The organism is Micrococcus sp. 140720015-1, assembly GCF_053627595.1.
Map to the genome: position 1 here is coordinate 209246 of NZ_JBSEYC010000005.1, position 13074 is coordinate 222319.

Here is a 13074-nt window from a genome sequence, read left to right on the forward strand (position 1 = left end):
CGGGCCGCGAGAGGGCCGGCGCCGGTTCGCCGACGGCGATGGGCGTCCATCGCTCACCTTATATGCTGGCCTCCGCGACCCGGGTCCCGTGCACGGCGCCGGGACCGGCCGCGCGACCCCTCGTGAACCCCCCCTGGAAGGTGTGTCCGCCATGTCGGCACTCTGGGCCGTGGCCCTCATCCTGCTCCTGAGCGGGACGGCGAAGCTCCGTTCCGGCGAGGACGTGCAGGCCACGTTCACCCGACTCAGGGTGCCCCGCCCGTTCGCGGCCCCCGCCCTGGCGCGCGCGTTCCCCTGGCTCGAGCTGCTGCTCGCCGCCGCCCTCCTGCAGCCCTTCACCCTGCTGCGTCCCGTCGTCGGCCTGGTGGCCGTGGCCCTCTTCGCCGCCTTCCTCGCGCTCGTGGTCCGGGCCCAGGACGACGGCGTCTCGTGCGGCTGCTTCGGCGAGGCCTCGGCCGCCCCGATCTCCCGCACCACCGTGGTCCGCAACGTCGTCTTCCTGGCCCTCGCCGTCCTGGCCCTGGCCGAGGGGATCGTCTCGCTGGCGGTGCACGGCGCGGGCCTGGCCTGGCAGCCGCTCACCGCCTTCGGCGCCGGCGCGTGGGCGTGGGCCCTGCTCGTGTCCGTGCTGTTCGCGACCGCCGCGTTCCTGGCCGGGCGTGAGTCCGTCCCGGCCGCACCCGACGCCGCCGCGGCGACGCCCACGCCCGAGGTCCCGGCCGCCGTCGACCCGGCTGACGGCGTCGAGCCCGAACGCCACCCGTTCCCGGACGCCGTCGTGGTCGCGGACGGCGAGTACACCGGTCTGCACCGGCTGGTCGCGGACGGGGCCGTGGTGGCCCTGCGCCTGTCCACGGGGTGCGGCTCCTGTACGCGGGTGATCGACCGGCTGGACGAGTTCAAGGACGCGCTCGGGCCGGTCCGGCTGCGGGTCCTCATGCCCCAGCACGCCCCCGGCGCCGAGGGGGCGATCCACAGCGGCGCCGTCGACGCGTCGCTCGTGCTCGCCGACCCGGCCGGCGCCGCCTCGCAGGCCCTCGGTCTGCACTCGTTCCCCACCGCGGTGCTGCTCGGCACGGACCGGCTCACCGCCGGCGGCCCGGTGGGCGGCGCCAACGACGTCCTCGCCTTCCTCGAAGAGATCCGGGAGATCATGACCACCGAACTGCCCGCCGCCACGGACGGCTCCGCCGCCACCCCGGAGGTCCGCGCATGAGCGTCCCTGAGACCACCCCCGTCCTCGCCCCGCTGCTGCCGCGCCTGCGCGCCGAACGCGCGCTCGAGGCGGCCGCCGCCTCCGCCGCCCGGCCGCTCGAGGCCCGGGGCGTCGAACTGGAGATCGGCCTGCCCGACGGCGCTCGCGCGCCCCTGCTGACCGTCCTGGCCGAGGCGCTGGCCGAGGGCCACGGCGAGCGCGCCGCCGTCCTCGTGGTCACCGCGACCACCCGCGAGGCCGAGGACCTCGTGACCGACCTGGCCGCCTGGGCCCCCGCCGGTGCCGCCGCGCTGTTCCCGTCCTGGGAGACGCTGCCCCACGAGCGCCTGTCCCCGCGCTCGGACACCGTGGGCGCACGTCTGGCCGTGCTGCGCCGCCTCGCCCACCCCGAGGAGCACGCGGAGGGTCCGCTGCGCATCGTCGTCGCCCCCGTGCGCGCCGTGCTGCAGCCCCTCGTGGCCGGGCTCGGCGAGCTGAGCCCCGTGACCCTGCGGACGGGGGAGGAGCGGGACTTCGACGGCGTGGTGGCCGCGCTCGCGGACGCCGCCTACTCACGCGTGGACATGGTCAGCCGTCGCGGCGAGTTCGCCGTGCGCGGCGGGCTGATCGACGTGTTCCCGCCCACCGAGGACTACCCCGTGCGCATCGAGTTCTTCGGCGACGAGGTGGAGCAGATGCGCTGGTTCTCCGTGGCGGACCAGCGCTCCCTCGAGGACACCACGGAGGACGGCTCGGGCCACCCCTCCGAGCTGTACGCGCCCCCGTGCCGCGAGCTGCTGATCACGGACCACGTGCGCCGGCGCGCGAAGGAGCTGATCCCGGCCATGCCCGCCGCCGCGGACATGCTGGACCGCATCGCCGAGGGTGTGGCCGTGGAGGGCATGGAGTCCCTCTCCCCGCTGCTGGCCGAGGCCATGACGTCGCTGCCCCGCATGCTGCCCACCGGGTCGCTGACCGTCCTCGTGGAGCCCGAGCGCCTGCGCGGCCGCGCCGACGACCTGCTGGCCACCAACGAGGAGTTCCTCCAGGCCGCGTGGGCCGGCGCCGCACAGGGAGCGGTCGCCCCGGTGGACGTGGCCGGGGCGGACCAGTCCGCCGCGGGCGGCTTCCTCACGGTGGCCGAACTCCGCGCGGCCGCCCTCGAGCAGGACCAGGGGTTCTGGTCCGTCACCGCGCTGGTCTCGGACGCCGAGCTGCTGCCCGACGCCGCCACCCTGCGCGCCACCCTCGGCGTCCCGCAGACCTTCTCGGGCGACATCGAGGCCATGGTCGCGCACACCCGTGTCCGGCTTGCGGAGGGGTGGCATGCCGTGGTCCTCACCGACGGCCCCGGCTCCGCCCGCCGTCTCGCCGAGCTCAACGCGGAGGCCGGCCTCACGGCCTCCGTGGTGGACGGGCCCCTGCCCGCGGACCTCGCCCCGGGGCAGGTCTCCATCGCGACGGCGCCCGTCGGCTCCGGCTTCACGATCCCGGACGCGCAGATCGCCCTGATCACGGAGCACGACCTCTTCGGCCGGCACCGCACCGCGGGCACGCGCGCCCCCGGGGCGCGGCTGGCCCGGAAGCGGCGCAACGCCGTCGACCCGCTGACCCTGCAGCCCGGTGACCACGTGGTGCACTCCCAGCACGGCATCGCCCGCTTCGTGGAGCTGCAGCGCCGCAAGGTCACCGGCGGCCCGCGCACCGCCCCCGGCGCCGAGGAGTCCTACCGCGAGTACCTCGTGCTCGAGTACGCGCCCTCGAAGCGCGGCGCCCCCGGCGACCGGCTGTTCGTGCCCACCGACCAGCTCGACCTGATCTCCACCTACGTGGGCGGGGAGACGCCGTCGCTGTCCAAGATGGGCGGCTCGGACTGGGCGCAGACCAAGTCCAAGGCCAAGCGCGCCACCCGCGAGATCGCCGGCGAGCTCATCCGCCTGTACTCGGCCCGCATGGCCTCGCGCGGCCACGCGTTCGCCCCGGACACCCCGTGGCAGGGCGAGCTGGAGGAGGCGTTCCCGTTCATCGAGACGCCGGACCAGCTGACCACCATCGAGGACGTCAAGAAGGACATGGAGGCGGCCGTCCCCATGGACCGGCTCGTCTCCGGCGACGTCGGCTTCGGCAAGACCGAGGTGGCCGTGCGCGCCGCGTTCAAGGCGGTGCAGGACGGCAAGCAGGTGGCCGTGCTCGTCCCGACGACGCTGCTCGCCCGCCAGCACCACCAGACGTTCTCCGACCGGTTCGCCGGCTTCCCCGTGAAGGTGGCCGCACTCTCCCGGTTCCAGACCGCCAAGGAGTCCAAGGAGGTCGTCGAGGGGCTCGCCCACGGTGAGGTGGACGTGGTGATCGGCACCCACCGGCTACTCTCCGACCAGGTGCAGTTCAAGGACCTGGGCCTGGTGATCGTGGACGAGGAGCAGCGCTTCGGCGTCGAGCACAAGGAGGCGCTGAAGAAGATGCGCACCAACGTGGACGTGCTCGCCATGTCCGCCACGCCCATCCCGCGCACCCTGGAGATGTCCCTCACCGGCATCCGCGAGACCTCCACGCTGGCCACCGCCCCGGAGGAGCGCCACCCCGTGCTCACCTCGGTGGGCCCGTACTCCGACCAGCAGGTCACCGCCGCCATCCGCCGCGAGCTGATGCGCGAGGGCCAGGTGTTCTACGTGCACAACCGCGTCACCACCATCGACAAGGTGGCCAAGCGCATCGCCGAGCTGGTGCCGGAGGCGCGGATCGCCGTCGCCCACGGCAAGATGAGCGAGGCCCGGCTCGAGCAGATCATGGTGGACTTCTGGGAGCGGAAGTTCGACGTGCTCGTCTCCACCACGATCATCGAGACCGGCCTGGACATCGCCAACGCCAACACCCTGATCGTGGAGGACGCCCACCGCTACGGCCTCTCGCAGCTGCACCAGCTGCGCGGCCGCGTGGGCCGTGGCCGCGAGCGGGCGTACGCGTACTTCCTGTACGACCCGCAGAAGCCCCTGGGCGAGGTGGCCCTCGAACGGCTCAAGGCCGTGGCCACCCACAACGAGCTCGGCGCGGGCATGCAGCTGGCCATGAAGGACCTCGAGATCCGCGGCGCCGGCAACCTGCTGGGCGGGGAGCAGTCCGGGCACATCGCCGGCGTGGGCTTCGACCTCTACCTGCGGATGGTGGGCGAGGCCGTGGCCGACTTCAAGGGCGAGGAGGACACCGCGCCCGCCGAGGTGAAGGTGGAGCTGCCGGTCAACGCCCACCTGCCGCACGACTACGTGCCGGGGGAGCGGCTGCGCCTGGAGATGTACCGCAACCTCGCCCAGGCCGCGGACGACGCCGCCGTGGACGCCGTGGTGGAGGAGCTCAAGGACCGCTACGGCCCGCTGCCGGATCCGGTGAAGGCGCTCGTCGCCGTCGCCCGGTTCCGCAACCGGGCGCGGGCCGCGGGCGTCACCGAGGTCATGCTGCTGGGGCAGAACGTGAAGTTCGGCCCCGCCGCGGACCTGCCGGAGTCCCGTCAGATGCGCCTGACCCGCATGTACAAGGGCGCCCAGGTCAAGCCGGCCCTGAACGGCGTCCTCATCCCGCGGCCCAAGACCAAGCCGGTCATGGGTCAGGACCTCGTGGACGTCCCGCTGCTCGAGTGGGCGCAGCAGGTGGTCGACGCGGTCTTCGCGCCGGAAGGCTGAGACGGGTCAGGCCGTTCGCACGCGGACGAGGATGCCGTGCGCCTCGAGCATCTCGAGGAAGGCGTGGACGTCGGCCGCGACGTCGGCGGGGGCGAGGCCGAACGCCTCCGCGACCTGGACCGTCACGTCCGTCGTCGACAGCGGCACCGGCGGATCCGCGACCAGGTCGTCCTCCGGGGTGCGGCCGCCCACGAGGACGTCCCAGACCACGTCGCCCGAGGCGCCCAACAGCAGCGGCTGACCGGCCTCGAGCGTCATGACGGCGGCCTGGCCGCCGGCGATGCGGGCCCATGCGATGCCGGGGGCGAGCGCCCAGCCCTCGGTGGTCTCAACGGTCACGGCGCACCGCCCTCGTCCAGGCCCATGCGGCGAGTGCGCCGAGCCGGGCGCGCTGCTCGCGCCACAGGTCCGCACGGGTGACCGGCCGGCCCAGGCGCATCTGCAGATGGGGGCGGTTCACCGGGATCGTGCGGGCCACGAGGACGGCCCGCTCCCGCACCGTGGCGGCCGACCGCCACCGGGTGCGGAACAGCTCGAGACCGCTCTGGCTCTCGTGCAGCGCCGCGAAGAGGGCCAGCTGCCGGGTGTCGACGCCGTCGGCGGCCTCGCCCGTGGCGACGTGCCAGGCCGCGCCCGCGTCCAGCCGGTGGGCTTCCTCGCGCAGGGCGGCCCAGCTCTCGGCGGGGAGGGATTCCCGGATGTGCCGGACGTCGAGGCCACCGCGGAACGGGTCGCGGGCCGCGTGGACGATCACGACGAGCCGCTGGTGGCGCGGGCTCGGCACCGGGACGGGCCGGCCGGCGATCACGAGGTGGATGTGCTCGCTCCACAGGGTGTCGAAGGCCGCCTCGGGGGTCGCGCCGAGGCCGGGGAAGAGCCGATGCACGTCCACATACCCCAGCTGGTCGTGCCAGAGCGTGGCCGCGTGCTGGAAGATCGACCCCTCCGAGAAGGTGGCGACCGGTTCCCAGCCGTGGGAGCGCAGGAGCGCGGTGACGGCGGCGGCATCGGCCGGATGGACCAGCAGGTCCACGTCCGAACTGCGGCGGTGATCGGGGTAGACGCCGGGCTCGGTGGCGTAGCCCTTGAGGTGCAGGCCGCGGATGCCGGCCCGGTCCAGCAGATGCGCGATGCGGGCGTGGGCGAGGCGGACGCGGACCTCGAGGTCCAAGGAAGGCGGGGCGGCCGGTCGCGGTCCCGTCGCTGGTTCCCCCATGGCCGCGAGCTTAGTCCACCGACAGGAGGGCCGCCGTCGACCGTGCTTGGTACACAGCTTGCCCTCAGTGGAGTTCGCGTGCATTCGCGAGTCGATGCACGGAATCCGCTTGTTTCCGGGGGTGGCATCTCGGGCGCCCCTCAGGCACATGCGAATGGACTGGCGCTAGGCTGTGCAGCCTGTTTAGAATCAACTGAGGAGCCCCACAGCTGATGCTCCCCGAGAAGGCCGCGGCGCTCCGTCCACTCGCGTGACTCCTGACCCGTTCGGCCGCGAAAGCCACACCTCGACTCGAAACGAGTGAAGCCATGCAGAAGAACTCCTCCACCCTCTCCCGCCGCAAGGTGACTGCCGGCATCGCGTGGTCGGTTCCGGCGGTCGCCGCCGTCGCCGCCGCCCCGTTCGCCGCCGCCTCCCCGACCGGCTGTGTCGACGTGACCTCGGGCACCGCCGAGAAGTTCCCGGGCGGTGGCCACCCCGATGGCATCAAGCAGGCCTACGGCTTCACCATCACCTTCACCAACACGTCGCCGACCGCCGTGTACGTCAACCCGGGCACGGTGACCGTGGTGTTCGGGGGCCACACCACCCGGAATGGCGAGGCGCGTCTCTACACCGCCAGCCCGTGCAGGGGAGGCAAGCGACTGGCCGCCATGGACCCCGAGCTGCTCCTGCAGCCGGGCGAGTCCAAGACCTATTACTACGTGGTGAACAACACCGGCAACTCGGCCCAGGAGTCCGGCTGCGTCAAGGGCAAGCTGCAGCTGGCCCTGCCGAAGGACGCCCCCGAGGGCGCGGATCTGTGCAACGGCGGCGTCGTCGATTTCAGCAACTGCTTCGAGACCACCCCGCCCACGGCGGGCTGCTGATCGTCGGAGCACCACCTCGAAGGGCCCCGCCTCGTCAGAGGCGGGGCCCTTCTGCATCCTCCGGGCCTGCGTCGTCGATGCGACAACCTGGCCACGGGGCGGCGCGTGGTCAACCGCGCGATGTGTCGCCCGTAGTCCCGGCCGCGGCGTCGGCGGCGTCCCGGGGCGCCTGGTAGTAGACGTCGTAGCTGCCGCCGTCCGCGCCGTAGCCCCCGCCGTAGAAGTCCGAGCCCACACCGGAGGCCGGGGTGCCGTTGAGCACGACGCCGAGCACGCGGGCGTTGACGCCCGCGAGCATGTCCCGGGCCACCTCGAGGTGCTCCTTGCGGGTCTTGCCGTGGCGGACCACCAGGACGGTGCCGTCCACCGCCGCGGCGAGCAGCGTGGAGTCCGTGACGGGCAGCACGGGCGGGGCGTCCACGAGCACCATGTGCGTCTCGGCGAGGGCGGTGAGTAGATCCCTCATCCGCTCGGAGCCGAGCTGCTCGGACGGGTTCGGGGGAGTGCGGCCGGCCGGCAGGAGGAGCAGCCCGTCCTCACCCACGGGGATCAGCACGTCCTGGAGGGCGACGTCCCCGTTGAGGACCTCGGACAGGCCCACACGGCCGTCGACGCCGAACTGCATTGCCTGACGGGGGCGACGCAGATCGGCGTCGATGAGGATCACCGGCTGGCCGGCGGCCGCCACGGTCAGGGCCAGGTTGCCGATCACCGTCGACTTGCCCTCGCCGGGGTTGGAGCTGGTGAACGCGATGGTGCGGGGCGGATCATCCACCGCCGCGAACCGCAGATTGGTCCGCAGCTGGCGCACCGCCTCCGACGCGCGGGGGGACAGGGGCGCCCTCGGTGCCGTGCGTTCCGCCTTCATGCTGGGATCCAGGGGGATGGCGCCGAGCAGACCCGCCCCGCCCGCCACCTGGGCGTCCGTCGTCGTCCGCACATTGACGTCCAGCAGCCGCCGCAGGAACGCGACGATCAGGCCGAGGACGAGGCCTGCGCCCAGGCCGTACAGCAGGTGGCGGACGTGGTCCGGGCTCGAGGGGGCGGCCGGCGCGAGGGCGTCCTCCAAGGCCGTGACCGTGACGTTGGACGTCGGATCGAGCTTGTTCGCCACGTCGGCGGTCGCCACGAGCGCCCCGTTGGCCAGCGCGGCGGCCTGCTGCGCATCGGGGGCCACGGCGGACACCGTGATGAGGTTCGAGTTCGGCACCAGGGCGGCGCTCATGGTCGCGCCGGCGGTGTCCAAGCCCTCGGCCGCGATCCGCTCACGGACCGTGCGGCTGTTGATCAGCGGGATGTAGGACTGGGCGCGGGTCTGGGCGGTCTCGGCGCCGGAGATGCTCGCCTCCCCCTCCACGGTGACGAACGCGGTCGAGGTCGCGGTGTACAGCGTGGGCTGCAGCAGCGAATAGAGGAGGCCCATCGCCAGGCCCAGGGCGGCGCACCCCAGGATCACCAGGCGGTTCGCGCGCAGCACACGGAGGAAATCGATGACGTTCATGGGGTCCCAGGATCGAAGGGCAGCGACTCAGCTCACTCTAACAAGCGGTACAGCCCATTCCATTGCACTCGTCTACGCTGAGCGTGGGGCGGAGATGCGTCCCGGCAGGTCGATGGAGGAGCGGTCATGACGGTGGGGCAGGACGCGCACGGGCCGCGGCACTCCGACCCCCGCTACGTGGCCCTGCAGGCGGAGCGGGAGAGGCGCGCCCGCGCCGCCGCCCGCGGTACGTCCGCGTGGTCGGCCGACCAGGACGCCGCGGTCCCCCGCGAGCCCCTGCGCATCCCCGAACTGCTGCTCGGTGCCCTGCTGGCCATGGAGGCGTTCGGCGTCCCCCTCGGCCCCGTGGCGCTCCCGCTGAACGAGGCGGGCATGCTCCTGCTGCTGGCCCTGGCGCTGTGCCGACGGTCCCGCCGCGATGTCTCCGCCCTCGGGCTGACCGCCGTGCTCGCCGCCGCCGTGCTGCTGTTCCTCGCGATCGTCTCCGTGTCCCAGGGCATCCCGGACCTGGAGTGGCTGCGCCGGTGGGTGCGGATGGCGGCCCTCGTCGGGCTCGTCGGCTGCATCGCCGGCGGCCGGCTCAGCCTGCGCTCGCTGGCCGTCGGGCTCGGCGCCGCCCTGGCCCTGAACGTGCCCCTCTTCTACGCCGGCCTCGTCCCCGCGCCCTACGGCAGTTTCCTGACCGGCGTCCTCGCGGACAAGAACGTGGCCGGCCTCTACTACGCGGCCCTGCCGGTCCTGGCGCTCGCCCTGGTGCGGACGCGGCGGTGGAAGCTGATCCTGCTCGTCGCCGCCGCGGTGTGCGTCGTCCTCACGGGCTCCCGCACCTCCATGGCGGGCTTCGCCTGCGCCGTCGTGTGGCTCTGGCTGACGCCGCGGCTGGCGGCGGGTCTGCGCCTGGTCCTGCTGGCGGTCCTCGCCTGGGCGGTCGCGTTCGCCGAGGAGAACCTGGCCCGCATCGCCGTCTTCGCGGACCGCACCGGCACGGACTGGCTGCGCTCGAACATCCAGGCCGAGACGGCCGTGCGCGTCGCGGAGACACCGTGGTACGGCCGGGGCCTCACCACGGCGTACGTGGACTTCGGCGGTGCCACGTGGCACTACCACAACTCCTATGCGGGCCTCTACACCGAGGGCGGCGTCGTGCTCCTCCTCGCCGTCCTCGGCGCCTACGCGTTCTTCGGACTGCGCCTGTTCAGCGCCCGGCTGCGCACCCCCTCGCGCGTGGCGGTGGAGGCGGCGGCCGTCGTCGTGTTCGTCACCGCGACGCAGCTGGGCGAGGTGTTCATCACGATCCCGGGCATGCTCGTCGTCGCCACCGGCGTGACCCTCTGGCTGGACGAGCGGGACGCCCCGCTCGAGAGCGAGGTGCTCGAGCGGCGCCGTCGTCGGGTGCTGGCCGCGGCGCGCCGGGGGCAGCGCGCCCCGTCCTCCGGCGGGCACGCCGTCCCCGATCTCTGAGGCCGGCCGGTCAGGCGCCCGTCGGCTCCTCGTCCTCCACGAGGTCTCCGTCCAGGGCCCGGGCGATCTCCCACGCCAGCAGCTCGACGATCGGCTGCGCGGTCTGCGCCATCGCGGCGTAGCCCTCGGCGGGGCCGCGGAACGGGTCCGGCAGATCCGCGTCCGGCCGCTCCCCGTGGACGATCAGGCGGGAGCGCAGCTCGGCCAGCGCGGTCACGAGCGCGGTGACGCCCGCGCCGGCAGGGACCGCATCGGCGAGCTCCTCGCCGTGGTCGCGCAGGAGGGTGCCGATGCCGAGGATCGTGAAGGTCCGGCGCACCGCCGCGGGGTCCTCGCGCAGCACCTCGTCCAGGTGGTCGTCCGTCGCGGTCAGGACGAGGTCCTGGCCCGCCAGCGAACGCCCGGTCAGCTGCTGCGGTCGATGGTGCGTCAACGCCGCGCGGACTCGGCGGCTCGGCGCGAGGTCGAGCAGCGGACCGGGGACGGTCAGCGCCTGGTTCGGTTCCGTGCCCGCGCTCGTGACCTCCGCGCGGGCTCGGTCGCCGAGCAGGACGTTGAGCTGCGCCTGCAGCGCGTACTCCACGTAGGAGGAGCGGCAGATGTTGCCCGTGCACACGACGAGGACGCGGGCGCTCGGCAGGGGGCCGGGGGCACGGTCGGCCGGTGAGGCAGGCGAGGCCGGCTCAGCGGCCGCGGCGGGCACGGGAGCCACCGCACGCTCGGCCGGCGTCGCACGCTGCCGCGGCGCGGCGGGGTCGGCCGGGTGGGGGCGGAATGCCGGGCCGAGCCGGAACTCGGCGAGGCGATCCTCCCGCGCCGTGGGGGCCGCCGGGGCGCCGGCGCCACCGCCGTCACCCGTCGGGTGGCCGCCGTCGCGGGCGGGCACCTCGGGCTCCTCCGGCGCCGGCGGCAGGAACGGATTGCGGATCGGGGGGCGATGATCCCTGCTCATGGGTGTGTCCTCTCCGAGGCGGTCGTGACGCGCGGCAGCGCGGACGTGACGGGGTGCGGGGGCTCCACGCGTCGCAGGCGGTGCACCGGGTGCCAACGGCGGCGCGCCCCCGTGAACGGCTTGGACAGGGGGGTGGCGAGCAGGGCGAGGCCTGCCAGCCAGCTGAGGGCGAGCGCGAGGGCGAACTTGGCGGCGTTGTCCTCCACGCCGTGGCGCATGATCCACATCAGCACCCAGCCGTGCAGCAGCACCACCACCGTGCCCGTCCGGACCAGGGCGGTGATGGCGCGGCGCAGGGCCTGACCCGTCCCGGTGCGTCGGGCGAAGGAGCGCAGCAGTCCCTCCACCGTGGAACCGAACACGAGCACCATCCCCGCGGACATCAGGACGCCCACGGCGGGGGTGAGCACCGGCGTGCCGAAGCCGCCGAACTTGATGTTGGGCGGCTCCAGTCCCAGCCGGACCGCGACCAGCCCGAGCAGCACCAGGCCGAGGCCGATGAGCGTCCGATGGCGCCGCACGTGCGGCTGGACGCGGCGCCGGAACGTCTCGCCGCTGAGGACGAACAGCAGGCACGGCAGGGCCAGCCCGACGCCCAGCGGCGTGCGGGCGATCGCGGAGTCCGGCACGAGGTGGGCCCACGCCAGCCCGGCCAGGCCCACGGCCCAGGCGACGGCGGACGGGAAGCGCTCGAGGAATCGGCGCAGCACCGTGGTGAAGAACAGGACGGAGATGAACCAGAACGCCCACCACGGGGGCTCCTGGTCCGCGCCCCCGTACCAGCCGGTGATCATCAGGCGCCGCAGGAGGTCGGGGTCGTCGGCGAACCACGCGAACGCGGCCACGGACATGAGCGCCGCCCACACCAGGTACGGCACCATCAGGCTCCGGAAGCGGCCCCGCACGTCCGTGGCCCAGGGGCGGCCACGCGTCCAGAAGTAGCCGGTGAGGAAGAAGAACAGCGGCATCCGCCAGATCTCCAGGTACCGGCTGAAGGTGAGGTCCGTCAGGTACGCGTGACCCAGCACCACCGCCGCGATGGAGACAAGCCGAAGGGCGTCCACCCCCGTGTTGCGGGTGGACGCCCTTCGGCGCGCGGCGGCCGGACGACCGGTGTCAGCGATCCTCGGCTCCGGGACGGCTCAGCGGTGCGCGGCGCCGGTCTCGACGGCGTGGGCGCCGGTGGCGGCGTGCTCGACGGCGGGACGGGTGTGGATGGCGGTGGTGTCCACGGTGTCGCTGCGACCCAGGAACGCCTTGGGGATCATGAAGGCCACGGTGGCCAGGGCCAGCGCGATCAGGCCGGGGACCCAGACCGACTCGAGCGACCAGAACCCCATGGCGTAGAGGCAGCCGAGGAACGCGCCGAAGGCGACGATGAAGGCGATCAGGGAACCCCAGACGCCGCCCACGTTGGAGTGGTCGATGGCCTTGCCGTTGCGGATCACGTGATGCTCCTTCGGTGCGGTCCCGGCCGGGGCGGACGCCCGGCCGAAGTGATGCGAGTCAGTCGGATCCCAGGATAGCAAGCGCGGAGCTGGCCCCGATCCGGGTGGCGCCGGCCTCGATCATCGCCAGGGCGTCTGCGCGGGTGCGCACCCCGCCGGAGGCCTTCACGCCGATGCCCTCGCCCACGGTGCGGCGCATCAGCGCGACGTGCTCGACGGTGGCGCCCGCGGTGGAGAAGCCCGTGGAGGTCTTCACGAAGTCCGCCCCGGCCTCGACCGCGGCCTCGCAGGCCAGGACGATCGCGTCGTCGTCCAGCAGGGCGGTCTCCACGATCACCTTGAGCAGCGCCCCGCCGTCGCCCGCGGGGCCGTCCGCGTGCGCGGCCTCGGCCACGGCGCGGACGTCCGAGACGAGTCGGGCGCGGTCCCCGGCACGGGCCGCGGCGACGTCGAGGACCATGTCCACCTCGTCCGCGCCGGCCTCGATCGCCTGCCGGGCCTCGAAGGCCTTGACCTCCGAGGCGTTGGCGCCGAGGGGGAAGCCGATCACGGTGCAGGTCAGCACGTCCGAGCCAGCGAGCTCGGCGGCCACCAGCGGCACCCACACGGGGTTGATGCACACGCTCTTGACCCCGGCCTCGCGGGACTCGGCCACGAGGCGGCGCACGTCCGCCTCCGAGGTGTCGGCCTTCAGGGCGGTCGCGTCGATGTACTTCGCCAGCTCGGCGGTGGTGAGGGAGACGGTCATGTCCGCCAGC

The 13074-nt window shown here is 73.7% G+C and carries 11 protein-coding genes; 4 read left to right on the plus strand and 7 right to left on the minus strand.

The features are described 5' to 3' along the window. The first annotated feature begins 151 nt into the window (after positions 1-151). Together ACUXPL_RS10100 and mfd are read left to right on the plus strand one after the other, a co-directional pair. Positions 152-1216, plus strand: a complete 1065-nt coding sequence (locus ACUXPL_RS10100) for a MauE/DoxX family redox-associated membrane protein (RefSeq protein ID WP_454183631.1) — start codon at positions 152-154, stop codon at positions 1214-1216. After that, positions 1213-4869: a transcription-repair coupling factor gene (gene mfd / locus ACUXPL_RS10105; protein ID WP_454183633.1), complete on the plus strand. Its 3657-nt coding sequence runs from the start codon at positions 1213-1215 to the stop codon at positions 4867-4869. Before ACUXPL_RS10100 ends, mfd begins: the two co-directional genes overlap by 4 nt. Before the next feature lie 6 nt (positions 4870-4875). On the opposite strand, the gene ACUXPL_RS10110 is transcribed toward mfd, so the two are convergent. Both ACUXPL_RS10110 and ACUXPL_RS10115 read right to left on the minus strand, forming a co-directional pair. Further along, positions 4876-5208 (minus strand): PqqD family protein, encoded by a 333-nt coding sequence (locus ACUXPL_RS10110; protein WP_454183635.1) that lies wholly within the window; start codon positions 5206-5208, stop codon positions 4876-4878. Then, on the minus strand, positions 5198-6085 hold the full coding sequence (locus tag ACUXPL_RS10115) for a nucleotidyltransferase family protein (protein ID WP_454183637.1): 888 nt from the start codon (positions 6083-6085) through the stop codon (positions 5198-5200). The genes ACUXPL_RS10110 and ACUXPL_RS10115 overlap by 11 nt, the downstream gene beginning before the upstream one ends. Before the next feature lie 308 nt (positions 6086-6393). On the opposite strand from ACUXPL_RS10115, the gene ACUXPL_RS10120 reads away from it, so the two are divergent. Then, the gene (locus tag ACUXPL_RS10120; protein ID WP_454183639.1) at positions 6394-6954 is read left to right on the plus strand and encodes a hypothetical protein; all 561 of its coding nucleotides are present in this window, start codon (positions 6394-6396) and stop codon (positions 6952-6954) included. Between the two features lie 109 nt (positions 6955-7063). On the opposite strand, the gene ACUXPL_RS10125 is transcribed toward ACUXPL_RS10120, so the two are convergent. Further along, on the minus strand, positions 7064-8455 hold the full coding sequence (locus tag ACUXPL_RS10125) for a polysaccharide biosynthesis tyrosine autokinase (protein WP_454183641.1): 1392 nt from the start codon (positions 8453-8455) through the stop codon (positions 7064-7066). A 126-nt stretch (positions 8456-8581) separates the two neighbouring features. On the opposite strand from ACUXPL_RS10125, the gene ACUXPL_RS10130 reads away from it, so the two are divergent. Next, the gene (locus ACUXPL_RS10130) at positions 8582-9916 is read left to right on the plus strand and encodes an O-antigen ligase family protein (protein WP_454183643.1); all 1335 of its coding nucleotides are present in this window, start codon (positions 8582-8584) and stop codon (positions 9914-9916) included. Between the two features lie 10 nt (positions 9917-9926). Here ACUXPL_RS10130 and ACUXPL_RS10135 read toward each other — a convergent pair whose 3' ends face one another. The 4 genes from ACUXPL_RS10135 to deoC form a co-directional block, all read right to left on the minus strand. Next, positions 9927-10868 (minus strand): arsenate-mycothiol transferase ArsC, encoded by a 942-nt coding sequence (locus ACUXPL_RS10135; protein ID WP_454183645.1) that lies wholly within the window; start codon positions 10866-10868, stop codon positions 9927-9929. Continuing rightward, positions 10865-11932 (minus strand): acyltransferase family protein, encoded by a 1068-nt coding sequence (locus ACUXPL_RS10140; RefSeq protein WP_454183647.1) that lies wholly within the window; start codon positions 11930-11932, stop codon positions 10865-10867. The genes ACUXPL_RS10135 and ACUXPL_RS10140 overlap by 4 nt, the downstream gene beginning before the upstream one ends. A gap of 78 nt (positions 11933-12010) precedes the next feature. Continuing rightward, entirely contained in the window at positions 12011-12316 is a 306-nt protein-coding gene (locus ACUXPL_RS10145) for a hypothetical protein (RefSeq protein WP_454183649.1), read from the minus strand. A 58-nt stretch (positions 12317-12374) separates the two neighbouring features. Beyond that, a complete protein-coding gene (gene deoC / locus ACUXPL_RS10150; protein ID WP_101962495.1) occupies positions 12375-13064 on the minus strand; it encodes a deoxyribose-phosphate aldolase in 690 nt (229 codons plus the stop codon). Between the last annotated feature and the right edge of the window lie 10 nt (positions 13065-13074).